The following is a 21,365-nucleotide window of genomic DNA, read 5'->3' on the forward strand; positions in this document are numbered from 1 at the left end:
TGACATGCGTCCCGGTCCGGATCGGCGTAGACGGCTACGCTCGCGATCCCGGCATCCCGGCAGGCACGGGCAACACGGACAGCGATCTCGCCACGGTTGGCGATGAGCACCTTTTGCATGCTCTCTCTTCCCTCTTCCGAAAAGTTCCGTCCCGTCGAGGACGGTCAAGGTGGCTACCCCAGGGCCCGCTCGAGGAAATCCAGCACCACGCTCGCGTAGCCTTCAGGATCGGTTTCCAGCCCGAGCAGATGCTCGGCTCCCGGCAGGACGTGCGTCTCGGCTTGGGCGTAGCGCTCGGCCAGCGCGTCCACCGAGGAAGGCGGCACGATCGCATCGTGCTCGCCCGACATGAACAACAGGGGGATCTTGGCGAACTTGCCCGTCGCGGGTGGCGGCCACTGGGCCCGGAGCATGGCCGGTCCCACCGCGCACAGCGTCCGCGCCACCGCCGAACGGGCGGGCTCGCGCTTCAGCACGGCGGGCAGCGGCAGCGCCTCCGCCTCCAGGAACTTGCGCAGCAGCGGCGGGACGTCGTGCCCCGGCCCGCTGTCGCACACCAGCGCGTCGAGTTCGAACCCGTCGTGCGTCAGCGCCCACATGGACGAGAAGCACGAGAACGAGAAGCCGTAGAAGGCTATCCGCGCCGCGCCGTACCCCCGCCGGCCGCGCAGATGGGACACCACGGCGGTGACATCGCTAGCGAACCGGTCGCCGAGCCCGAACAGCGCCCGGTCGTCGCTGCTGGCCCCGTGGTTGCGGTGGTCGAACAGACAGACGGTGTACCCGGCGTCGTGCAGGAACTTGGCGTGGCGGAGGCTGTGGTCCTTCGCCGTCGCCATGCTGTGCCCGAGCACCACCACCTTCTCGGGGGACCCCGGGCACAGCCAGGTGTCGAGGTGCTTCCGCGCCGCGAAGGGGACCTTCAGCTCGGTGCAGGGCAGCCCGTGGTCCCGGGGGTGCTCCCGCTGTTCCCGGCGCCGCGGATGGAAGGCCAGATACGCCAGCGAGGCCCCGAACAGCGGGGCGATCGGCAGGGCCGCGGCCGAGAGGGCGCGGGCTCCCAGGGAAGGAGGCCGCGCCGACGTCTGGCGTGGCTCGGGCATCTGCGTCCTCCAGGAGGGGGAGTGTCCGTCGGCGGTCAGGGCGTTCTCGTCTCGGTCGGGACGGGCGGCTGAGCGGTCGGGCGGCGGGGCGGTCGGGCGGCGGGGCGGTCGGGGCGGGCGGGTGGACGGGCGACAACGTGTGAACGAGCGGGCGGGCGAAGAGTCAGCCACAGCCTCCGGCATGGCCCGGATCGGCCGACCGGGCGGCGGCGAAGTCCGCGTCCGACAGCTCGGCGACGTCCGCGTCCGACGCCCCGGCGGGGGGCGTGTCCCGGGACCGGGCGCCGGAGCCGGACCCCGACCCGGCCCCCGAGCGGACCGAGGCGACGAAGGCCGCCAGCCGGTCCACGCCCCAGAACTTGTCATAGCCGTGGGTGAAGAACGGCACGCCGAACGCCCCGGCGTCGCTGAGCGCGAGCAGGGCCTGAAGCCCCCGGCCGGCGCGCAGCTCCTCGTCATCGGCGGCCGCCGCCGCCCGTTCGGCCGGCAGCCCCAGCTCCCCGGCGATGTCCGCGATGGTCGAACGGTCGCAGATGTCGCGGCCCTCCTGCCAGCGCGCTCGGTAGACGCGCTCGATCCAGGCGGGGCCGAGCCCCGCGTCGAGCGCGAGGAAGTACGGCAGATGCGGCACCTCCCAGACCGGGTCGTGATCCACCGGCCAGCTGACCGCGAGACCGCGGTCGGTCGTCAGCCGGCGCACATCCTGGAGGATATAGAGATGCTTCTCCCGGGACATCGCCGAATAGGGGAAGTGATGGCCGTGTTCGGCCATACGGCGCTCCCCGTCCGCGTCCGGCTCCCACCACAGGTGCCATTCCACCGCCTGTGCGACATCCGGATAGCGGTCCATCAGATCACGGTAGGCGATCCAGCTGTACGGGCTGCGGAAATTGAAATAGAACCGCGGTACTTTGCTGCGCTTGGCTGCCACGTCCGTACCTCCTCGCTCGTCCGTCTCCTGCGTAACGCTCGTTCAGCGAGCGATCACATCGTGCGCACCGCCCGCACAGCGGTGCGGCGATGCCGGTCAGAGGACGATGCCGCCGTCCACCTGGAACACCGCACCGGTCACATATTCGGCTCCGACCAGGTACGCGACCATGTCGGCGACCTCCTCCGGACGGCCGAAGCGGCGCAGCGGGATGCTCTGCTCCGCCTCCTTGCGCGCCCGGTCGGAGAGCTCGGCCGTCATATCGGTCTCGACGAAGCCGGGTGCCACCACATTGGCTCGAATGCCATACCGGCCGACCTCCTTGGCGAGCGACTTGGTGAAGCCGATGATCCCCGCTTTGGAGGCCGCGTAATTGCTCTGGGCCGCATTGCCGTGGACACCCGCGACGGACGAGATGTTGATGACGCATCCGGACTTGCGTTTCATCATTCCGAACACCACGGAACGGCACAGGTGATAGGTGCCGTCCAGGTTGACCTCCAGGACGCCGCGCCACTCCTCGTCCGTCATCAGCAGCAGCGGATTGTCCCGGGTGATCCCGGCGGAGGTGACCGCGACCTCGACCGGGCCGAGCGACTCCTCGGTGAAGGCGACCAGCTCGCGCACCGCGCCCGCGTCGCGGACATCCGTTTGCCGCCCGAGCACCCGCCCGCCGCCGAGCCGCGCCGCCGCCTCCTCCAGTTCACGGGCGGCGTCGGGGCTGGAGCGATGGCAGAACGCCACATCGAAGCCGTCCCGGGCCAGCCGGAGCACGGTGGCCCGGCCTATGCCGCGGGAGCCGCCGGACACCAGCGCGACGCGCGGCGTCGGCTTCTCGTCAGCCGTCGGCTCCTCGTCACCGGATGCGCGGCCCGTGTCGTCGGATATTCGGTCGGACATACGGTGAAGTCCTTCTGCCGGGGGTGGTCTGCGGTCAGAGCGGGTCGGGCACGGGCGGGCCGGGCTCATGGGGCTCGGCCGCGGGCGGGGCGGCCAGGTCGGAGGCCGGGCGCATGGTCATCGTCAGCCGCCCTATGGTGAGGGCGGTCTCCTTGCCGACCAGGCTCTCGCCCTCGAAGACGTAGGTCTCGCCGACCTGGCGGGCCAGCCGCACATGATGCTCCACCACATCGCCGGGCACCACCGGCCGGTGGAACTCGGCGTCCGCGATGCCGCCGAGCAGCATCGCCTTGCCCGAGCGCACATCGGGGTTGGGCCGGTCCCAGGTGACCAGCACCCCGGCCACATGGCACCAGGACTCGATGAGCACCGTCCACGGATAGTGGTAGTCCTCCTCGGTCGCGGTGTCCGGCATCCCCTCGTACCAGGGCTCGTTGCAGGTGACCGCCTTCAGCCCGCTCGCCCGCTCGCCCGGCACCAGCTCGGTGACCCGGTCGACCAGCAGCATGGGGTAGCGGTGCGGCAGCATCCGCTTGATCTCATCGACGGTGATCATCCGGCGTCCGCTCCTCGGTTCCGCTCGCTCCGCTCCCCCGCCCCGGCCCCGGCCCCGGCCCCGGCCCCGGCCCCGGCCGCCGCGCCCGGAGCGTCCCGGTTCTCGAAGCGCAGCCTTATCTGCGCGGCGGGCCCGCGCCCGGTGGCCGCCGAGGCCCGGCAGCGCCAGCCGCCGTCCTTGCGCGACCAGACGTATTCGCTGGTCAACTCGTCACCGGGGTAGACCGGGCTGAGGAAGCGGGAGGACTCGACGGCCGCCAGGACCCAGCGCCCGCCCGGTTCGCGCTCCGGCATGGTGGCGAGGGCGCCGCGCTGGACGTACTCCACCACACACACCCCGGGAAAGATGGCGAACCCCGGGAAGTGCCCGGCGAACACCTTCTCCGACGCGCCGACCACGGCCACGCACCGGGCGGGCCGCTCACCGGGGACGCCCGGGTCCACGACCTCCACGGTGCCGTCCACCGGCCCGCACGCGGCCGCCGTCATCTCACTTCCCCATCTTCGAGGCGAGCAGGTCGTACACCTTCCGGAGCGTGGTGATGTCCTTCATCTCCCGCTCCTCCAGCTTCACCGAGTACTTCTTCTCCAGGACGACCATGACCTCGAGGGCCATCAGGGAGTCCACGCCGAGGGTCTTGACGAAGTCGGCGTCGTCGGTGACGTCCTCCTCGTCCACGTCGAGCACATCCGCGACGAAGGTGCGCAGCTCGTCCATGTCCAGGGCGGCGGTGGCGTCGGGCATGCGGGGGTCTCCTTCCGCTCTCAGAGCGTGGGGCTCAGGCTTCGGGGGTGGTGAGCTTGGCAAGGGCGGCGGCCGACTCGACCGGGACGGTGAGCGCGCCGTCCGCGATCCGGCGGATCATGCCGGTCAGCTGACGCCCGGGGCCCAGCTCCACGAACCGGACGCAGCCCAGCTCACCGGCGAGCGTGCGGACGCTCTCCTCCCAGCGCACCGGGCTGGTGAGCTGGGTCAGTTCGAGGTCCCGCCAGTGCTCGCCGGTCGCGTACGAACGGGCGTCCACGTTGGCGACGACCGGGGTGTGCTCGGGGGCGAAGCGCACGGCGGCCAGGGCCTCGCGCAGCTCGTCGGCGGCCGCGGCCATCAGCGGGCTGTGGAAGGCGCCGCCGACGGCGAGCCGGATCACCTTGCCCTCGCTCTCCACGGCCAGTTCGGCCAGCCGGTCCACGGCCTCGGCGGTGCCCGAGAGCACGATGGCGCCGGGCGCGTTCACATTGGCGATCCAGACCTGGCCGCCCTCCTCCTGGCCGCCCTCCTCCTGGACCCGGCCGACCAGCGCTTCCACGGTCTCCGGGCCGAGCCGCACCACGGCGGCCATGGTGCCGGGCGACCGCTCGGCGCACGCGCGCATGGCCCGGCCGCGGGCGGCGACGAGGCGGGCGGTCTCGGCGAGCGGCACGGCCCCGGCGGCGTGCAGCGCGGTGTACTCGCCCAGGCTGTGCCCGGCGCAGGCCACCACCCCGCCCAGCAGCCCGGCGGCCTCCGCCTCGCGGTGGGCGAGCACCTCGATGGTGAAGACGGCGATCTGGGCGAGGTCGGTGCGGCGCAGCGTCTCGTCGTCGGCCTTCAGCAGGAGTTCCTCGACGTCGACACCGGTGTACTCGGAGATCTCCGCCGCCAGCGCCCAGGACTCGGTGTCCCGCCACGCCTCGCCCATGCCCGCCTTCTGGGCGCCCTGCCCGGGGAAGACCAGCGCCGTACGGGGCGCCTCGTCGCCGGGGGCCACGGGGGGCGCGGCCATCGTCTCTCGGTCCGTCATCTCAACCAGCTCCTTCAGTTCGGGGGCGGCGGCCCGTCACCGGATCCGCAGCAGGGCCGCGCCGACCACGCCGTCCCGGTCCACGGTGGTGACCAGGGCGGTTCCGCCGGAGGGGATCTCCTTGCGCTCGGCCATCGCGAGCACGGCGGCGATCTGGAAGGCCGCCGCGGCGGCGCAGGTGTCCCCGATGGTGTCGGCGGCCGTGATCCGCGGCGGCTCCTTGCCGCCGAGGGCGTCGGCGAGGGCGGCGAGCTCGGCCTCCCCCTCGGCGCCGGGGGCGCCGGAGTCGGCGACGGCGCTCAGCTCGCCGGGGGTCACCCCGGTGCGGTCCAGCAGCCGGCCGATCGCCTCGGCGAGCACCGTACGGGCGGCCTTCGCGTCCGCGGCGCAGCCGAACTCCAGGCCCACCACCTCGGCGAGCCCCTCGCGGCCGTGCTCGCGCGCCGAGGCGTCGGGCTCCAGCAGCCATACGGCCGCGCCCTCGCCGAGCACGGCGGCGCTGTTCTGGTCCGCGCGGGCGTGCCACTCCAGCCAGGCGCGGGCCGAGGAGAACTCCTCGACCGCCCCGCACAGCACGGCCGTGGCCCGTCCGGCCCGCTGGAGCCGCACCGCGTACCGCAGGGCGAGCAGCCCGGTGGCGCGGCCGCCCGCGATGGTGGTGTTGGGGCCCCTGAGCCCGTGCCAGATGGCGGACTGGCCGGCCGCGCAGTTCATCACGGTGTTGGGGAACCGGGCCGGGTCCACGTAGAAGGGCTTCTCGCCCACCAGCGAGTCCCGGGTGAAGTCCATGATGCTCTGGGCGGAGCCGGTGCTGGTGCCGAGCGCGAGACCGGTCTCCTCGCCGACCCCCGGCAGCCGCTCGCCCTCGCCGTACTCCCGTTCCCCGGTCAGCAGATGGCGTATCGCGGTGACGGCCAGTCCGGTGGCCCGGTCCATGGAGCGGGTGCCCTTGCGGCCGAGGATCTGCCGGATGTGGAAGTCGGGCACGAGACTCGCCTCGCGGAACGGCGCCGACCACTCCTCGGGGTCCAGCGGCCGGGCGGCCGAGCGGCCGGACCGCAGGGCCGCGGTGAAGTCGGCCCCGCGCAGTCCCAGGGGCGATACGGCGGTCCATGCCGAGATGACCGGGGCTGCCCCGGAGGGGGCGTTGACCATGGGTTCGGGTACTCCTTCGGTTGAGGCCAAGGGGCTGTGGGAGGGGCGGCGGGTCACAGGAACCACACCTGTTCGTAGGAAGGCCAGCGGGCCGCGAGGTCGTCGCCCCCGATGACGCGTACGCCGGGCAGCAGCCGCTCGGCGGCGGTGCGGCCGAGCGCGGCCAGACCGTCCTCCTCGACCAGCACGGTCACCCCGGCGGCCAGCAGTTTCGCCACGGAAGTGGGCGGATGGGGCAGGGTGTCCAGGGTGCGGCCGCCGAGGCGCAGCGAGGGCCGGGGGCCGGTGTCGAGGGCGTAGCCGGCGGCGGGGCCGCGCAGCGCCAGATCGCAGCCGCCGCTCTGCCGGTGCAGATCGGGCACGCAGTACAGCACGTCGGCGTACTGGGTCTCGATCGAGCCCCGGTACGCCTTCTCCACGATCAGCAGCCAGCGCGCCTGGTCGCCCATGGCTCAGCACACCCCCATGAGCAGGCTTTTGTCCGCCGCGTTCACATGCTCGGCGAAGACGAACGGCGCCCGCGTGCGGACCTGCGGGATCTGGTCGGCGGCGCCGCGCTCCTCGGCGCAGAAGCGGCACACGTACCAGTACAGCCGGTCGGGGTGGTCCTCGATCAGCTCGCGGACGACGCGGGCGGTGGAGGGGTGCTCGCGCCCCAGGTCGGTGTAGTCGCGCGGTTTGGTGTCGCCGAGGGCCGCGCCGGTCAGCCGGGTGGCGTCGCCGCAGGTCCAGATCTGCACCCGGGCGCCCCGGCGCAGCAGCGCGGACGCCAGCCGCAGCGCCGAGGTGACCAGGTCGGTCTGGTGGGGCGTGCCGAAGAGGTTGAGCAGTACATCGGTACGGGGGACGGGCCTGGGCATCAGTGCCACACCGCCCTGATCCGCGGCTCCAGCAGCTTGGCGGCCACGTCGTCCATCTCCACCAGCCGCGCCCGGGGCGTCAGATCGGCGGCGGGCAGGGCGCGCTGGGCGGCCGAGAAGGTGTCCACCCACAGTTCGCCGCCGTCGCCCAGGAACGTCTCGATGCCCGGGGCGGTGCCGGGGACGGCGGCGGTCACGCCGTTCTCCACGAGGAACAGCACCACCTGGTGGCCGTCCCTGGCCAGCCGCGCGGCATCGCCGAGGAACCGCTCACAGGCGGGTCCGGTCTGCGGCCCGCCGCTCTCGATCAGCAGATGGGCCGTCATGTCAGCAGCTCACCGCCGTCCACGCCGATCACATTGCCGGTGATCCAGGAGGAGTCGGTGCGCGAGAGCAGCGAGACCGCCTCGGCGACGTCCTCGGGCCGGGTCAGCCGCCGGTGCGGATTGAGGTCCCGTGCGTGGGCGGCGAGCCGGTCGCTGCCGGGGATGCGCTCCATGGACGGGGTCGGGGTGACCCCGGCGCGCAGCGCGTTGACGGCGATGCCGGAGGGGGCGAGCTCCAGGGCGAGCTGGCGCACATGCGACTCCAGGGCGGCCTTGGCGGCGGAGACGGCGCCGTAGTGGGGCATCACCCGGACTCCCCCGGCGCTGGTCATCGCGTACACCTTGGCGCCCTGGCGCAGCAGCCCCGCGGTGAACAGGTCCTGGGTCCAGTAGACGAGCGAGTGCGCCATCACATCGAGCGTCATGTTCATCTGGCGGGTGGTCAGGCTGTCCTCGCCCTCGGCACCGACGTACGGCAGCAGGGTGCCGAAGGCGAGGGAGTGCACCACGATCCGGATGCCCGTACCGCCGGTCAGCTCCTCGAACCGGGGCAGCAGCTCCTCGCGGGTGCGGGCGGAGGCGGCGTTGGCGTTGAAGAAGTGGGCCTCGACGCCCTGGCCGCGCATCTCCTCCCGGGCGACGGCGGCCTTCTCCTGGCCGTCGGTGGTGTCGAAGTGGACGCCGAGGATGTGGACGCCCTCGCGGGCCAGTTCATGGGCGATGGCCAGGCCCATACCGCTGGAGGCGCCCAGGACCAGGCACCAGGAACCTTCGAGACGGGTGATCATCGGTCGCTCGCCCTCCGTCGTCCGCTCATCGGCTGCTCGCTTCCGGCGCCCGCGTCGGCTTCGGCGGACGTGTCCGGGATGGCGCCCGCGTCGGCTCCGGCGGACGCGCCCGGGATGGCGCTCGCTTCGGTCCCGGCGGGCGCGCCCGGCATGACGTTCGCATCGGTCCCGGCGGACGCGCCCGGGATGGCGCTCGCGTCGCCGGGGGTGATCAGGCAGACGGCGGCGTTCCCCTCGGCCGCCGCGGTGACCACGGCGTGGGGGTGGCCGTCCGGGGCGGCGAGGGCGGCGGCCACGCGTGCCACCGGCTCCAGGGCGCCCGCGCCCGCCGGGACCCGCTCGGGCTGCCCCGCCAGGGCCCGCCCGCCCAGCGCCTTCTCGTCCAGCGCCGCCGCCATGGCCTCGCCGACCGGGGAGCCGTCGAGGACGGCGGTGACGGCCAGCGGCCGGTCCGGCCGGTGGCCCAGGGCGTCCAGCGCGTCCCGCAGCAGCGCCGCGGCGTGCTCGGCCCCCTCGGCGGAGGCGGCCGCCTTGGGCGGCAGGAAGAACGAGCGGACGCCCACCCGGCCCAGCGCCGCCACCCCCCGGCTCCGGGCGGCCGGTTCGGGCTCCAGCACCAGCGCGACGGCTCCGGCCTCCGAGGTGTCCGCCCCCGGCTCGCCGTCGGGCAGCGCCTCCTCGGTGGCCCCGGCCAGCAGCCGCCGGGCCCGGCCGGTGGCGAGGGCGCGCTGGCCGGTCTGGAGCGCCTCCAGGCCCGCGACCCGGGGGCTGGTGAAGGTGAGGTTGAAGCCCTTGAGGTCGTGTTCGGTGGCCAGCCGGCTGCCGAAGAGGTTGATGGAGAAGTAGGGCGCGGTGACCGGCGACAGGTCGGCCGCCCCGGTGGCCGTGACCGTACGGTCCATCGTGTGGTGCAGGGCGACGGCCGCGCTGTTGGTGCCCACCGCGGCGCCCCGCTCCTCGGGCCCGACCGCGTCCAGGGCGTCCGGCCCCGCCTGGGCCAGCGCGCGCTTGGCCGCGGCGAGGAAGTACTGGGAGGCGGCGGGCAGGTACTTGTAGCCGTGCCGGCCGAGCGCCGTACGGAAGTCGAAGCCGTCCGCGCCCACGGTGCCGATGCCCGTCACCACCAGGCCGACGGCCGGTTCGTCGCGCGCTGCCTCCTCGTTCGCTTCTCCGCCCGCGCGGCGCGGAGGCGCGGCTTTCGTCACCATCCGCGGCCCGGCGGCCGCACGTGCGTCGTTCACGCGGCGGCCTCCCCGAAGACGAGCGAGATGTTGTTGCCCCCGAAGGCGTAGGCGTTGACCAGCCCGTACGCCCCGGTCATGGGCGCGGAGCCGGACGGCAGCGGCACCGCGCACTCCGGGTCCTGCTCGCCGACCGGCACGTTCGGCGGCAGCGTCCTGTGGCGCAACACCAAGCTGGCGGCCAGCGCGGCGAAGGCGCCCGCCGCGCCGCCCGTGTGCCCGATGAGCGCTTTGACGCTGTAGAGGGGCGTACGGGGGGTCAGCGCGTCCAGCACCCGGCTCTCCACCACGTCGTTGAGCTCGGTGCCGGTGCCGTGCGGGATCACGAACCCCAGCCCGCCCGACTCGGCCCCGGACCCGGACCCGGATCCGGTCCCGGCCCCCGCCTCCCGCAGCGCCTCGCGCATCGCGCGCTCGATCTGCTCCCCGGAGGGCTCGGGGGCGGTCGCGTGGTAGGCGTCGCAGCTCCAGCCGGCGCCCGCCAGACGGCCGTAGACGGTGCGCGCGCCGCGTGCGCGGGCGTGCGTGGCGGACTCCAGGACGAGCACGGCGGCACCCTCGCCGAAGACGGTGCCCTGCCGTTCGACGGCGAACGGGCGGCAGCGCTCGGGGTCGATGGCGCCCAGCCGGTTGAAGCAGGCCAGGGCGACCCGGGAGTACGCCTCGGCGCCGCCCGCGATGACCACGTCGGCCTCGCCGGAACGGATCAGATCGGCGCCCACCGAGAGCGCGTAGCCGCTGGCGGCGCACGCGTTGCTGACGCAGGTGTTGACGCCCTGGGCGCCGAACCACGCTCCGACCACCGAGGCCAGCGGGAAGGGGGGCGCCCAGCGGCCGGATGCCGGGGCCTCGCCGGTCCACCAGCCCTCGTGCAGATCCGTGTCGCCCATACCGGTGCTGAGGGCGACGGCCACCCGGCGCGGATCGAGCCCACCGTCCGCGGCGTACGGCCCCGCGGCGTACGGCCCCGTACCCGGCCCGGCCCCCGGCCCCGGCGCCCCGGAGGCCCCCGGCAGCGCGGCGAGCCCCGCGTCGGCGACCGCCTCGCGCGCCGCCGCGAGCGCGAACCGCGAGCCGCGCCCGAGCGGCAGCCCGTCCTGCTCCCCGGGCCCGTCCGGAAGGTCGGCCTCCGGCACCAGGTACATCAGCGGATGGTCCATATGGGCGAGCGGATCGGGGACCCGCGACGGCGCGGTGCCCGCCTTGTGCATCCCGCGCCAGAAGGCGGCGACGCCCGCGCCCAGCGGGGACAGCGCGCCGAGGCCGGTGACCAGTACGTCGTCCATCAGGTACCGCTCTGTTCTCCGCCGAGCGCGTCCAGCACCCGCCGGTCGAAGGGGACCAGCCGCCAGTCGCTGCGGCTGTCGATCACCGCGTAGCCGTGGGTGATCCGGCCGGTGGCGGTGAGGGTGAGCGCGCCGTCGCGGACCACGAAGCAGTCCATCCGGGCGGTGTAGGTGAGGTCCTTGAAGATCTCCTCGACCGTGTAGACGGAGTAGAGGTTCTCCTCCATCACCGCCTCGTCGATGACGCGCACCGAGGACTGGGGGACGACCGGTATCCATTTGCGGTCGTCCAGCAGGGTCTTGATGGAGATGCCGCGGTCGAGGACGAAGCGGTCCTTGGCCTCCTCCAGCAGCCGCAGATAGCCGGACATCTGGAGCCGCTCGGTGAAGTGGCAGTAGGGGTACGGGATGTTCCACTTCCAGGCGTACGCGTTGCGGCCCGCGGTCAGCGACGCCAGGACGGCGGCTTCGTCCCCGTCCGCCAGCGGCATCCGGACCGGCGCCAGCTCGCCCGTGCGCGCCTCGGCCCCCAGCCGGTCCACCACGAAGGGCGCGAACTCGGCGGGGGGTTCGCCGGCCTCCGGCAGATAGGTGTCGGCGCGCAGCGAGACCCGCACCTTGGCGGCCACGGCCTTGAGGACCGAGCCGTCGCGGTCCACGCGGAGGGTCACCCGGAAGCCGAGGGTGCGGTCGTCGTCCTCGGTGTCCGGCACCACCTCGGCCTCGGCCTCGTCGTCCATGTGGAAGGCGTGCAGTATGCGGGTCTCCAGCGCGACGATGTCCAGCCCGAGACCGTGCTCCTCGTACAGCCGCCGGGCGGGCGCACCGGAATCCGCGAAGTGCACCAGCACGGCTTCCTCGACGAGGTAGTTGACGTGCTTGAAGCCGATCCAGGTGCAGATGTTCGACCCCTCGTAGCGCGGGCGCAGCCGGACGGTGGTGACATCCGTCAGCAGGGCTTTGGTCGACATCGGCGGGGCGGCGGCGGTCATCGGGAACACTCCATGGAGATAAGAGGGGCACGTGCGGGGTGCGGGGGGCACCGGTCGGGCGCGGGGCGCAGCAGCAGTCCGGCCACGGCGTCCGCGGTGTCGTCCCCGCTGGTGATCAGCGCCTGGCGGGACGCGGGCACCGGGTCCGGCGCGGCCCCGGGACCGGCGGCCCCGAAAGCGCTCCCGGCTCCCGCTCCCGCTTCCGGATCGGCTCCGGCCCCCGCCCCGGCGCGGGCCAGCCAGCCGACGGCCGCCGCGCACTGGAGCACCCCGAGGGCCCCGGAGGCCCGGCCCACCGCACCGGTGACGTCGTAGCGCGGCACGGCCCCCGGCACCGGCACGGCCCCGGCGGGTCCCTCGGCGTAACGCTCGGGGGTGAACCAGACGCCGGGGGCGGCGCCGTCGGGCAGCAGGGCCTCGACGCAGCCGCCGAGCCCGGCCCGCCGTTCGTACGGCCCGAGGGCGGCGACGGCTCGCGCCCCCCGGGCCTCGGCCCAGCGCGCGCCCTCGACGACGATGGCGGCCGCGCCGTCCAGCAGTTCACCGGCGGACCGGCCGAGCAGATCCTCCACGACGGCGTTGTGGGTCTCCACGCCGATCACCACCGCGCGCCGGACCCGGCCCGCGGTGACCAGCGCGGCGCCCCAGTGCACGGCGTCCAGGCCGGAGGTCGCCCCGTTGCACAGCATCAGGTTGGGGCCGCGCAGCCCGTGGCGGATGGCCACCCAGGAGGCGATCACATTGCTGGAGGCGTTCGGCAGGCTCATGGGGCTGAGGTCCACGGCCGACCGCTCGGCGATGGCGGCGGCGGTGAGGCAGGCGGTGTCGAGGTTGCCCAGGTTGGAGCTGGCGACCACGCCGATGGTGTCGCCGGGCACGGTCACCTCCTCGCCGTCGGAGGGGATCAGCCCGGCGTTCCGCAGCGCCTCCAGCGCGGCGCACAGCGCCAGCCGGGTGGCCCGGTCCTTGTAGCGGTGGCCCCGGCGGCCGATCCGGGCGGCGGTGTCGAACGGTTCGGGGGCGGGCCCGGTGACGGGGCAGGCGGTGCGGCGCAGCAGCGCCTCGGGGGTGCCGGCCCCGGGGACGGCCAGGCCGACGCCGGTGACGACGACTTCGCCGGGGCCATGCGTCATCGGCCGGCCCTCTCGACGATGGCGACCGCGTTGACCCCGCCGAAGCCGAACGCGTCGATCTGCGCGACCCGCAGATCCCTGTCCTCCCGCGCCTCCTCCCGGACGAAGCGGAACGCCTCGGCCTCGGGCAGCGGTTCGGCCAGGCCCAGGGTGGGCGGCACCCGGCCGGAGGCCAGGGACTCCAGCGCGACGATGAGGCTGAGCAGCCCGGAGCCGCCCGAGGTGTGGCCGGTCATGCACTTTATGGCGGTCATCAGGGGCCCGCTGACCTCGCGGCCGAAGACCTCGGCGATGGCGGCCGCCTCGGCGGCGTCGTTCAGCTGGGTGCCGGTCCCGTGCAGCAGCACCAGGTCGATGTCGCCGGGTTTGACGTCCGCCCGCCACTGCGCCTCGTACACCGCCCGCGCGATGCCCTGGGGGTCGGGGGCGGTCACATGGTTCGCGTCGCAGTTCATGCTGACGGCGCGCACCCGGCCGAGCGCGCGGCTCTCCGCACCGGGCTCCTCCCGGCGCAGCACCACGGCGGCCGCGCCGTCGCCCATGAGCACCCCGCGGCGGTCCCGGTCGAACGGCCGGACGCGGTCGGGGGGTTCGCTGGTGACGCGGTCCAGCAGCCCGTACATCGACTCGGTGAGGGTGTCGACTCCGGCCACCACGACGGTGTCCTCGGCGCCCGTGGCCAGCAGGTCGGCGGCGAGTGCGAGCGCGTAGAGGGAGGCCGAGCAGGCCCCCGAGAAGGTGTGGGTGCGGACCGCGCCGAAACGTGTCCGCAGCGCGGTGCCGAAGTGCAGCCGGCCGATGTCGAAGGGGGTGCCGTCGCGCCAGGCGAGCTCGGCCGAACGCAGCTCCCGCAGCCCGGTGCCGATGAGGACGGGCACCTCGCTCAGGTCCTCGCCGAGCCCCGCCTGGGCCGCGGCCTCGCCGACCGCGCGCAGCAGCCAGTCGGTGGCGCGGCCGGGGAGGTCGGTGCCGGGCGCGGGGCGGTCGTCGATCTCGTAGGCGTGCCGGGTCCGGTACCGCTCCCGGTCGAAGCCGCGCAGTTCGCCGAGTCCGCTGGTGCCCGCGCACAGGGCCCGGAAGACCTCGTCGACGCCGTCGCCCACGCTCGCCACCGCGCCCGCGCCCGTCACCAGCTGGCTCATGACCAGTCCGCTCGGGCCTTGCCGAAGATGACGACGGCGTTGTTGCCGCCGAAGGCCAGCCCGTTGTTCTGGACCACCTTCAGGTCCGCTGTCACGGCCTGGTTGGGGACACAGTCCAGACCGCACTCGGGGTCGGTGTGCTCATGGTTGATGGTCGGCGGGATGAAGCCCTCGGTGAGCGCGAGCGAGCAGGCGATCGAGGCCAGGGCCCCGGCGGCGCCCATGGAATGGCCGATCATCGACTTGATGGAGACCGTGCGCGGCGGTGCGGTGTCCCCGAAGACCTGGCGGATGGCGCGGGCCTCGGTGATGTCGTTGGCCTTGGTGCCGGTGCCGTGCGCGGAGATGAAGTCGACCTCGTCCGGCTTGACCCGGGCGTTCTCCAGGGCGAGCCGCATACAGCGGACCACGCTGTCCTGGTTGGGGGCCACGGGGTGGTCCGCGTCGCAGTTGAGGCCGTAGCCGAGCACCTCGGCGTAGATACGGGCGCCACGGGCCAGCGCCGACTCCAGGCTCTCCAGCACCAGGATGCCCGCGCCCTCGCCGGTCAGGATGCCCTTGCGGTCCTTGTCGAAGGGCTGACAGCGCTCGGGGGCGATGGTGCCCAGGCGGTAGAAGCCGGTGAAGGTCTTGCGGCACAGCGCGTCGGCCCCGCCGCACAGCGCCACGTCCACGTCCCCGCCGCGGATGGCGTCGTAGCCGTAGCCGACCGCGTAGTTCCCGGCGGCGCACGCGGTGGGGAGGGTGACCGCCTCGGCGCGGGTGAGGCCGAACTCCTGGGCGATCGAGCTCGACAGCCGTCCCGCGGGCACCCGCCGGGCGACCGTGGGATCCATCCGCTCGGGCCCCAGGTCCACTTCCTCCTCGACCAGATGGTCCAGGTCCCTGGACTCGCCGTCGGTCGTGCCGACGGAGATCAGACAGGGGATGTCGCGCAACGCGCTCTCCGGCTCGGAGAATCCGGCGTCGGCCACCGCCATACGGGCCGCCGCGACCGAGAACCGGCTCGCCCGGCCCAGCGTCCGCACATCGAGATTTCGAATCCACCGGTCCGGCTCGAAATCCTTGACCTCACACGCCGTAGAGCGGTCGAAGCCCTCCGTGTCGAACGCGGTGATGGGCCCCGCCGCGCTCTTCCCGGCGCGCAGTCCGGCGAGGAATTCCGCCGCGCCGATGCCGATGCCGGACACCGCCCCGAGGCCGGTGACAACGACCCTACGACCCGGCTCACCACGCATTTCGCCCTGCCTTCCGAGGAGTCCGCCAGGATCCGGCGGTCACCAGCCCGCCGCGTCGGAGACAACCTCATAGACGCCCCGGAGGTTTACCATCCGGCTGAGTTCGGACTGGTCTATGACAATGTTGAAGGTTTTCTCCAATGCCGCGAGTATTTCAATGGCACGCAGTGAATCCGCGTCATGCTCTTCTTTGAAGAGACTGGTCTCGGTGACCTCGTCGGGGTCGATCTCAAGAATATCGGTGACGATTTCCTTGATGGTTTCACGACGCTCTTCGACGATGGCGGTCATTACCGCGCACCTCCATTTTCGGGCATGGGCAAAGCGACGAAGCTTCCGCTGACGCTAGGCGCCGGTCCGGGAGGGGACAACCCCAGAGTCCACTAGCTGTCACGTGCCCGATGAACACCAGCGTTCGACTAGTCGGCGTGTCATAAAGCTGCAGACGACAGCCGGTTACCCCGCGGTCAGAAGATGGAATCTGCAGGAAGCTGCCAGGTCGTCGGCGGACAGAAGCATGCCAATAACGTTCAAACCGCCAACAACCCGGCTGCCTTCCCGGTGCGACGGCCCGCCCCTAGTCGGGGTCGGACTCCATCAGCCCGGCGCGCACGGCGCGCACTCCGGCCTGGAACCGCGATTCGACTTGCAGGTCCCGCATGATGTCGGCCACATAGCGACGGTAGGTACGCACCGAAAGGCCGAGTTTGCGCGCCGCGGCGTCGTCCTTGTAGCCCTCCGCCATCAGCGTCAGCACCTCGCGCAGCACCCGGCCGCGCGCACCGCCCTCGAACGACAGCGGCCGCATCGGGCGCTGGGCCGTGTCCCACATGCCGCACAGCAGTTGGTGCAGCATATCGGCCACGGTCGAGTTCTGGATCATCGAGGCGTGGGAGCCGCCGGGCTCGCCCGGCGAGGCGTCGGGCGAGATGACCGCCGCGCCGTCCACGACCACCAACTCCTGCCGCACCCCTTCGAAGACGCGCACCTCCAGGCGCGCCACGGTGCCCACCGAACGCTGCCACGCCGCGCCCCGGATGACCGCCGGCGGGCACAGCATCCGGGTCCTGACCCCCTTGCCCGCCAGCTGGGCGAGCGTCTGCCCGACGAGCCGGGCGTGGTCCTCGCCCATGACCTCCGGCAGACTCCAGATCACATCCCGCTCGGCGCGCAGCACCAGCCGCGCCACCCACCCGGCCACGGCCTCCCCGTCCACCGGCAGTTCGGCGGACGCCGAGGCCAGCGTGGAGCGGCGGTGGTGGTGCACGGCGGACTCCAGGAGGCGTAACGCCTGGCCCAGAGTCTCCTCCAGGTTGTCAGAACCCATGTCCGGCTCCGTTCGAACCGCGCCTCCCGCGCCCGCCTCCCCGTCAAATCCGTCAATAGGCACTCGCCCATTTGGTTGAATTCCGAAATGGCTCAAAGGACACCCCCGTTCCCTTTCCGGGAACACTAACGAGCCCCCTGGCACACGGCAAGGAAGATCGCTCCTTATGGGGCACTTCCCGCCGGGAAATACCCTCGCGTTCCGGCCACGACACCTCCCCGTGCCGGCAAGGGGCTGCGCCTCCGCTCGGCGGATTGGTAACTTCCTCTAGAGCCAGCACGCCATCCCTAGCCATACGACGCGGACCCCCCACCATGCCTTGGGTCCCGAAAGGCGCCGCCCCCATGGCTGCACAGAACACCGCGACCACCGATGCCACCCAGGCCGGTCCTTCGGACTCCCCCACCGGTCGCCAATGGCTCGCGCTTTCGGTGCTCGTCCTGTCCCAACTCGCGGTGTGGCTGGACAACACCGTGCTGAACGTCGCCCTCAAGACCCTGGCCGACCCCACCGAGGGGCTCGGCGCCAGCCCCAATCAGCTCCAGTGGAGCATCAGTTCCTACACCCTGGTCTTCGCGGTGCTGCTGTTCACCGGCGGCGTGCTCGCCGACCGCTACGGCCACCGCCGCTTACTCCTCACCGGCATGGTGCTCTTCGGCGCGGCCTCCGTCTGGGCCGCCTACTCCGGCTCGGCCACCGAACTCATCGTGGCCCGCGGCGCGATGGGCATCGGCAGCGCCCTGATCATGCCCGCGACCCTCGCCCTGATCGCCCAGGTCTTCGACGAGCGGCACCGGGCCACCGCCATCGCCATCTGGTCGGGTTCCAGTGCCATCGCGATCGCCACCGGGCCGATGCTCAGTGGAGTACTGCTCGACCACTTCTGGTGGGGTTCGGTCTTCCTGGTGAACGTGCCGATCGTGGTGGCGTGTGTGGCCGGATCGTTCGTATTCCTGCCCGGTGTGGTCACCCGGGTGCGGCAGAAGTTCGACCCGCTGGGCGTGGTGCTCTCCACCGCCGGGCTCTTCGCCATCGTCTGGGGCGTCATCGAGGGCGGCCACCGCAACGACTGGACCGACCCGGCCATCGTCGGCGCGCTGGCCGGGGGTGTGCTGCTGGTCGCGGTCTTCGTACTCGTCGAACTGCGCGTCGCCAACCCCAGCTTCGACGTCCGGCTCTTCCGCGACATCCGCTTCACCGGCGCGAGCGTCGCCGTCATGCTCACGTTCTTCGGGCTCAACGGCTCGATGTACTACACCAGCTTCTATCTCCAGGGCGTCCACGGCCAGACCCCGCTGGAGTGCGGTCTTTCCATCGCCCCGGTCGCCCTCGGCGTGCTGCTGGGCGCCCCGCTCTCGGCCAAGCTGGTACGGGCCTACGGGGTGGGCCCGGTCGTCACCGCGGCCATGCTGATCGCCACCTTCGGATTCGTCGCCTACGTGTTCCTCGACGAGCACAGCGGACTGCCGCTGTTCTGGGTCTTCCTCATCCTCCAGGGCCTGGGCATGGGCGCGGCCGTCGCCCCCACCACCGAGGCCATCATGGCGATCCTCCCCGCCGACCGGACCGGCGCGGGCTCCGCCGTCAACAACTCGCTGCGGCAGATCGGCGGGGTCCTCGGGGTGGCGGTCCTCGGCTCGGTCCTGGTCAGCGTCTACCGCGACCGGGTCACCCCGCGCCTGAACGGACTGCCGTCCCGCGCCGCCGACGGCGCCGCGGAGTCGCCCGAGGCCACCCGGCTGCTCGGCGCGAAGATGCGGCTGCCCCGGCTGTCGGACATCGCCGACGAGGGGTTCGTCCACGCCATGCACGTGGCCTCCGTCGTCGGCGCGGCCGCCGCCGCGGCCGGAGCCCTGATCGTCTGGTGGGGCTTCCGCAAGACATCTTCCGGAGCACGATCCAGCATGTGATCCTTCTTCCTTGCCACCCCCGCCGCCCCGGCATAGCCTCCCGGCACAACATCCGTAAACGGGGAAGGCAGTTCACATGCGGACAGCTGTCATCACGGCGGCAGGCCAGGTGGAGACCAGAGAGATACCTGTCCCCGACATCGGTGACTCCGAGGTGCTGGTACGCATCGCGGCCTGCGGCATCTGCACCATGGAGGCCAATCTCTACGCGGGCCGGATGACGGTCTACCCCGCCGCCGCCGGACATGAGATATCCGGCTGGGTCGAGCGGATCGGCGCCAAGGCCGCCGCGCTGGAGGACATACCCGCCGTCGGCTCCCTCGTCGCCCTCGACGGACTGCCGCGCTGCGGCGCCTGCCGCAGCTGCCGGCGCGGCCAGACCGCCATCTGCGTCGCGCTCCAGGGGCACAAGCGGGAGGACGGCGCGATCACCATGGGCGCGGGGCTCGCCGAGTACATCGCCCTGCCCGCCTCCCGGGTGTGGTCGGTCGGCGACACCGACCCCGCCGTGGCCGCCATGGGCGAGCCGCTGGCCTGTGTGGTCCACTCGCTGCGCCGCGGCGGCTTCCGCGCCGGGGACCGGGTCACCGTCATCGGCGCCGGCTACATGGGCCATCTCCATCTCGCCGTCGCCGCGCGTCTCCAGGCCCGCGGCGTCGCGGTGGTCGAACGGGACGAGCAGCGGCTGGCCGCCATCGCGGCGGCGGGCGCCGACGCGGCCGTCACCCCCGAGGACGTCGACCAACTGCCCCCGGCCGACGTGGTCTTCGTGACCATCGCGTCCAAGGAGGCCATCGCCTCGGCGCTCGTCGCGGTCGCCGACGGCGGCACCATCGTCCTCTACGGCGGCGGCCCCGGCGGCCCGCCCGCCGAGCTCCCCGGCTATGAGGTGCACCGCCGCCAGCTGACCGTCACCGGCTCCTTCAGCCATGAGCCGGACGACTGGCGCGCCGCCGCCGAACTGCTGCGCGGCGGGCAGCTGTCCGGGCGGCTGGAGACGCTGGTCACGGCACGCTACTCGCTGGACGAGGTCGAGAAGGCGCTCAAACAGGCCGCGGAGACGCCCGTCTACCGCGTCGTCGTCACGCCGTAGCCGCCCGCGGCGCCCCCTCCGCGGCGCTGCCGCACAGCGCTTTCGCTCGAACCGCCAAGAGACTCGAACCACCAAGAGACTCGAACCACCAAGAGACTCGAACCGCCACGAGAAAGGATTCCCCTCCGTGTCCCTGCGCGTAGGCGTCCAACTCCACCCCCAGCACACCGGAATCGCCGAGCTGCGCACCGCGTGGCGGGAGGCCGACGCCATCGGGGTCGACTCGCTGTGGACCTGGGACCACTTCCTGCCGCACACCGGCGACCCCGCCGGGCGCCACTACGAGTGCTGGTCGCTGCTGTCCGCGATGGCGGTCGACACCCAGCGGGCCACCATCGGGCCGCTGGTGAGCTGCACCGCGTTCCGCAATCCGCATCTGCTGGCGGACATGGCCCGCACCGTCGACCAGCTCAGCGGCGGGCGGCTGGTGCTGGGTCTTGGCGCGGGCTGGTTCGAGGCCGAGCACGCCGAGTACGGGCTGCCCTTCCCCGGACCGGCTGGGCGCATGGACGCCTTCGCCGCGTCCGTCACCGCCGTCAAGGAGCGGCTGGCCAAGCTCAACCCCGGCCCGGCGGGCCCGCTTCCGCTGCTGATCGGCGGCGCCGGGCGGCGGCGCACCCTGGAGCTGGTGGCCCGCGAGGCCGACTGGTGGAACTGGTACGGCTGGGCCTCCGAGGACCCGGTCGCCGAGTTCCGCGAGCTGGGCGGCGTGCTGGACGAGTGGTGCGAACGGGTCGGCCGGGATCCGGGCGCGGTGGCCCGTACGGTGATGGTCAACCCGGACCAGCTGCCGCTGGTCGAGGGGTTCGCCGAGGCCGGGGCGGTCCATGTGGTGCTCTCCCTCCCGGCCCCGTACGACCTGCGCAGGGTCGAGGAGCTGCTCAAGGTGCGGGCCGCGCTCACCTCGTGACGGCCATACGCGCCACGGCGCCCCGTACGCCCCTGGGGCGCCGCTTCGGCCTGCTCATGGGCGCGCTGCTGCTCTCCAGCCTGGGCAACGGGCTGTGCTTCCCGTTCACCTCGATCTACATCAGCCAGTTGCTGGGGCTCGGCGGCCGGGCGGCGGGCGGCTACTTCATCGCGATGGCCGCGGCCAGCTTCGCCGCCGCCCTGGCCGGCGGGCCGCTGGCCGACCGGGGCAGCCCGCACCGGGTGGGCGCGCTGGGCGGCGCGGCGCTCGCGGTCGGGTACGCCCTGCTGGCACCCGCCGGTTCGGTGGCGCTGGTGCTCGCCTCGGGGGTGTGCGTCGGTGCGGGCTTCGGGCTCTTCTACGCCTCGATCGTGGGCATCGTGGACACCGCCGTCCCCGAGAGCGGCCGCCGCTCGGCCTTCACCATCCGGCACATCGTCAACAACGCCGGGATCGGGCTGGGTTCGGTCGCGGCCGGGCTCGCGCTGCACGGCGCGGCCACCCCGGTGGGGGCGCTGCGCTGGCTGTACCTGGCCAACGGGCTGGCGGCGCTGCCGCTGATCGCGGTGATCCTCGGCGTACGGCCCCGGGCCGAGCCCGAGCCGGATGCTTCCCCCTCCCCGCCCCTTCCCGCAGCATCGATAGGCGGCTCCGCCGCGTGTGGGGCTTCGCCCCAGAACCCGGGGTCCATGTG

At 73.0% G+C, this 21,365-nt stretch carries 25 protein-coding genes; 4 read left to right on the top strand and 21 right to left on the bottom strand.

What is annotated here, in order from left to right; translation table 11 throughout:
- The 21 genes from ACFXB5_RS42950 to ACFXB5_RS43050 all read right to left on the bottom strand — a co-directional run.
- A partial coding sequence (locus tag ACFXB5_RS42950; protein ID WP_159061064.1) for a biotin carboxylase N-terminal domain-containing protein occupies positions 1-119 on the bottom strand: 119 nt, incomplete at its 3' end.
- Positions 120-173: 54 nt separating this feature from the next.
- Positions 174-1,103: an alpha/beta hydrolase gene (locus tag ACFXB5_RS42955; RefSeq protein ID WP_385219043.1), complete on the bottom strand. Its 930-nt coding sequence runs from the start codon at positions 1,101-1,103 to the stop codon at positions 174-176.
- 163 nt (positions 1,104-1,266) lie between these two features.
- A complete protein-coding gene (locus ACFXB5_RS42960) occupies positions 1,267-2,034 on the bottom strand; it encodes a DsbA family protein (protein WP_385219045.1) in 768 nt (255 codons plus the stop codon).
- 96 nt (positions 2,035-2,130) lie between these two features.
- Positions 2,131-2,934, bottom strand: coding sequence for a 3-oxoacyl-ACP reductase FabG (gene fabG, locus ACFXB5_RS42965; RefSeq protein ID WP_385219047.1), 804 nt, complete (start codon positions 2,932-2,934; stop codon positions 2,131-2,133).
- 34 nt (positions 2,935-2,968) lie between these two features.
- Positions 2,969-3,490, bottom strand: coding sequence for a 3-hydroxyacyl-ACP dehydratase FabZ family protein (locus ACFXB5_RS42970; protein WP_385219049.1), 522 nt, complete (start codon positions 3,488-3,490; stop codon positions 2,969-2,971).
- A complete protein-coding gene (locus tag ACFXB5_RS42975) occupies positions 3,487-3,978 on the bottom strand; it encodes a 3-hydroxyacyl-ACP dehydratase FabZ family protein (protein ID WP_385219051.1) in 492 nt (163 codons plus the stop codon). The genes ACFXB5_RS42970 and ACFXB5_RS42975 overlap by 4 nt, the downstream gene beginning before the upstream one ends.
- Before the next feature lies 1 nt (position 3,979).
- The gene (locus ACFXB5_RS42980) at positions 3,980-4,234 is read right to left on the bottom strand and encodes an acyl carrier protein (RefSeq protein WP_385219053.1); all 255 of its coding nucleotides are present in this window, start codon (positions 4,232-4,234) and stop codon (positions 3,980-3,982) included.
- 34 nt (positions 4,235-4,268) lie between these two features.
- Positions 4,269-5,270, bottom strand: coding sequence for an ACP S-malonyltransferase (locus ACFXB5_RS42985; protein ID WP_385219055.1), 1,002 nt, complete (start codon positions 5,268-5,270; stop codon positions 4,269-4,271).
- Positions 5,271-5,306: 36 nt separating this feature from the next.
- Positions 5,307-6,425 (bottom strand): beta-ketoacyl synthase N-terminal-like domain-containing protein, encoded by a 1,119-nt coding sequence (locus ACFXB5_RS42990; RefSeq protein ID WP_385219057.1) that lies wholly within the window; start codon positions 6,423-6,425, stop codon positions 5,307-5,309.
- A gap of 53 nt (positions 6,426-6,478) precedes the next feature.
- A complete protein-coding gene (locus ACFXB5_RS42995) occupies positions 6,479-6,874 on the bottom strand; it encodes a hypothetical protein (RefSeq protein WP_020871035.1) in 396 nt (131 codons plus the stop codon).
- A 3-nt stretch (positions 6,875-6,877) separates the two neighbouring features.
- Complete coding sequence (locus ACFXB5_RS43000) at positions 6,878-7,285, bottom strand: hypothetical protein (RefSeq protein WP_385219059.1); 408 nt, start codon at positions 7,283-7,285, stop codon at positions 6,878-6,880.
- The gene (locus ACFXB5_RS43005; RefSeq protein ID WP_201856741.1) at positions 7,285-7,611 is read right to left on the bottom strand and encodes a DsrE family protein; all 327 of its coding nucleotides are present in this window, start codon (positions 7,609-7,611) and stop codon (positions 7,285-7,287) included. The genes ACFXB5_RS43000 and ACFXB5_RS43005 overlap by 1 nt, the downstream gene beginning before the upstream one ends.
- A complete protein-coding gene (locus ACFXB5_RS43010) occupies positions 7,608-8,399 on the bottom strand; it encodes an SDR family oxidoreductase (protein WP_385219061.1) in 792 nt (263 codons plus the stop codon). The genes ACFXB5_RS43005 and ACFXB5_RS43010 overlap by 4 nt, the downstream gene beginning before the upstream one ends.
- Positions 8,396-9,640, bottom strand: a complete 1,245-nt coding sequence (locus tag ACFXB5_RS43015; protein WP_385219063.1) for a beta-ketoacyl synthase N-terminal-like domain-containing protein — start codon at positions 9,638-9,640, stop codon at positions 8,396-8,398. The genes ACFXB5_RS43010 and ACFXB5_RS43015 overlap by 4 nt, the downstream gene beginning before the upstream one ends.
- Positions 9,637-10,926, bottom strand: a complete 1,290-nt coding sequence (locus tag ACFXB5_RS43020) for a beta-ketoacyl synthase N-terminal-like domain-containing protein (RefSeq protein WP_385219064.1) — start codon at positions 10,924-10,926, stop codon at positions 9,637-9,639. The genes ACFXB5_RS43015 and ACFXB5_RS43020 overlap by 4 nt, the downstream gene beginning before the upstream one ends.
- Positions 10,926-11,918 carry a hypothetical protein gene (locus ACFXB5_RS43025; protein ID WP_385219066.1) on the bottom strand — a complete coding sequence of 331 codons (993 nt, stop codon included), beginning with the start codon at positions 11,916-11,918 and terminating at the stop codon, positions 10,926-10,928. The genes ACFXB5_RS43020 and ACFXB5_RS43025 overlap by 1 nt, the downstream gene beginning before the upstream one ends.
- Positions 11,915-13,051, bottom strand: coding sequence for a beta-ketoacyl synthase N-terminal-like domain-containing protein (locus ACFXB5_RS43030; protein ID WP_385219068.1), 1,137 nt, complete (start codon positions 13,049-13,051; stop codon positions 11,915-11,917). Before ACFXB5_RS43030 ends, ACFXB5_RS43025 begins: the two co-directional genes overlap by 4 nt.
- Positions 13,048-14,193, bottom strand: a complete 1,146-nt coding sequence (locus ACFXB5_RS43035) for a beta-ketoacyl synthase N-terminal-like domain-containing protein (RefSeq protein WP_385219070.1) — start codon at positions 14,191-14,193, stop codon at positions 13,048-13,050. Before ACFXB5_RS43035 ends, ACFXB5_RS43030 begins: the two co-directional genes overlap by 4 nt.
- Positions 14,190-15,431, bottom strand: a complete 1,242-nt coding sequence (locus tag ACFXB5_RS43040; protein ID WP_385219072.1) for a beta-ketoacyl-[acyl-carrier-protein] synthase family protein — start codon at positions 15,429-15,431, stop codon at positions 14,190-14,192. The genes ACFXB5_RS43035 and ACFXB5_RS43040 overlap by 4 nt, the downstream gene beginning before the upstream one ends.
- Positions 15,432-15,470: 39 nt before the next feature.
- A complete protein-coding gene (locus ACFXB5_RS43045; protein ID WP_020871025.1) occupies positions 15,471-15,722 on the bottom strand; it encodes an acyl carrier protein in 252 nt (83 codons plus the stop codon).
- A 286-nt stretch (positions 15,723-16,008) separates the two neighbouring features.
- Positions 16,009-16,758 (bottom strand): LuxR C-terminal-related transcriptional regulator, encoded by a 750-nt coding sequence (locus tag ACFXB5_RS43050; protein ID WP_385219074.1) that lies wholly within the window; start codon positions 16,756-16,758, stop codon positions 16,009-16,011.
- A 344-nt stretch (positions 16,759-17,102) separates the two neighbouring features.
- Between ACFXB5_RS43050 and ACFXB5_RS43055 the strand changes: the two genes are divergently transcribed.
- From ACFXB5_RS43055 to ACFXB5_RS43070, 4 genes are all read left to right on the top strand, one after another.
- The gene (locus tag ACFXB5_RS43055) at positions 17,103-18,668 is read left to right on the top strand and encodes an MFS transporter (RefSeq protein WP_385219076.1); all 1,566 of its coding nucleotides are present in this window, start codon (positions 17,103-17,105) and stop codon (positions 18,666-18,668) included.
- 76 nt (positions 18,669-18,744) lie between these two features.
- Positions 18,745-19,761, top strand: coding sequence for a zinc-binding dehydrogenase (locus ACFXB5_RS43060; RefSeq protein ID WP_385219078.1), 1,017 nt, complete (start codon positions 18,745-18,747; stop codon positions 19,759-19,761).
- 127 nt (positions 19,762-19,888) lie between these two features.
- Complete coding sequence (locus ACFXB5_RS43065) at positions 19,889-20,671, top strand: LLM class F420-dependent oxidoreductase (RefSeq protein ID WP_385219079.1); 783 nt, start codon at positions 19,889-19,891, stop codon at positions 20,669-20,671.
- Positions 20,668-21,365: MFS transporter (locus tag ACFXB5_RS43070; RefSeq protein ID WP_385219081.1), on the top strand; the 698-nt coding region annotated here is incomplete at its 3' end. The genes ACFXB5_RS43065 and ACFXB5_RS43070, both read left to right, overlap by 4 nt.

Source organism: Streptomyces sp. NPDC059455, assembly GCF_042750115.1.
Classification (GTDB): Bacteria; Actinomycetota; Actinomycetes; order Streptomycetales; family Streptomycetaceae; genus Streptomyces; species Streptomyces endocoffeicus.

Bases quoted from the DNA above. Each gene is read 5' to 3' on its own strand.
- ACFXB5_RS42955 (WP_385219043.1), bottom strand. From the start codon at position 1,103: ATGCCCGAGCCACGCCAGACGTCGGCGCGGCCTCCTTCCCTGGGAGCC.
- fabG (WP_385219047.1), bottom strand. From the start codon at position 2,934: ATGTCCGACCGAATATCCGACGACACGGGCCGCGCATCCGGTGACGAG.
- ACFXB5_RS42970 (WP_385219049.1), bottom strand. From the start codon at position 3,490: ATGATCACCGTCGATGAGATCAAGCGGATGCTGCCGCACCGCTACCCC.
- ACFXB5_RS42975 (WP_385219051.1), bottom strand. From the start codon at position 3,978: ATGACGGCGGCCGCGTGCGGGCCGGTGGACGGCACCGTGGAGGTCGTG.
- ACFXB5_RS42980 (WP_385219053.1), bottom strand. From the start codon at position 4,234: ATGCCCGACGCCACCGCCGCCCTGGACATGGACGAGCTGCGCACCTTC.
- ACFXB5_RS42985 (WP_385219055.1), bottom strand. From the start codon at position 5,270: ATGACGGACCGAGAGACGATGGCCGCGCCCCCCGTGGCCCCCGGCGAC.
- ACFXB5_RS42990 (WP_385219057.1), bottom strand. From the start codon at position 6,425: ATGGTCAACGCCCCCTCCGGGGCAGCCCCGGTCATCTCGGCATGGACC.
- ACFXB5_RS42995 (WP_020871035.1), bottom strand. From the start codon at position 6,874: ATGGGCGACCAGGCGCGCTGGCTGCTGATCGTGGAGAAGGCGTACCGG.
- ACFXB5_RS43000 (WP_385219059.1), bottom strand. From the start codon at position 7,285: ATGCCCAGGCCCGTCCCCCGTACCGATGTACTGCTCAACCTCTTCGGC.
- ACFXB5_RS43005 (WP_201856741.1), bottom strand. From the start codon at position 7,611: ATGACGGCCCATCTGCTGATCGAGAGCGGCGGGCCGCAGACCGGACCC.
- ACFXB5_RS43010 (WP_385219061.1), bottom strand. From the start codon at position 8,399: ATGATCACCCGTCTCGAAGGTTCCTGGTGCCTGGTCCTGGGCGCCTCC.
- ACFXB5_RS43020 (WP_385219064.1), bottom strand. From the start codon at position 10,926: ATGGACGACGTACTGGTCACCGGCCTCGGCGCGCTGTCCCCGCTGGGC.
- ACFXB5_RS43025 (WP_385219066.1), bottom strand. From the start codon at position 11,918: ATGACCGCCGCCGCCCCGCCGATGTCGACCAAAGCCCTGCTGACGGAT.
- ACFXB5_RS43030 (WP_385219068.1), bottom strand. From the start codon at position 13,051: ATGACGCATGGCCCCGGCGAAGTCGTCGTCACCGGCGTCGGCCTGGCC.
- ACFXB5_RS43035 (WP_385219070.1), bottom strand. From the start codon at position 14,193: ATGAGCCAGCTGGTGACGGGCGCGGGCGCGGTGGCGAGCGTGGGCGAC.
- ACFXB5_RS43040 (WP_385219072.1), bottom strand. From the start codon at position 15,431: ATGCGTGGTGAGCCGGGTCGTAGGGTCGTTGTCACCGGCCTCGGGGCG.
- ACFXB5_RS43045 (WP_020871025.1), bottom strand. From the start codon at position 15,722: ATGACCGCCATCGTCGAAGAGCGTCGTGAAACCATCAAGGAAATCGTC.
- ACFXB5_RS43050 (WP_385219074.1), bottom strand. From the start codon at position 16,758: ATGGGTTCTGACAACCTGGAGGAGACTCTGGGCCAGGCGTTACGCCTC.
- ACFXB5_RS43055 (WP_385219076.1), top strand. From the start codon at position 17,103: ATGGCTGCACAGAACACCGCGACCACCGATGCCACCCAGGCCGGTCCT.
- ACFXB5_RS43060 (WP_385219078.1), top strand. From the start codon at position 18,745: ATGCGGACAGCTGTCATCACGGCGGCAGGCCAGGTGGAGACCAGAGAG.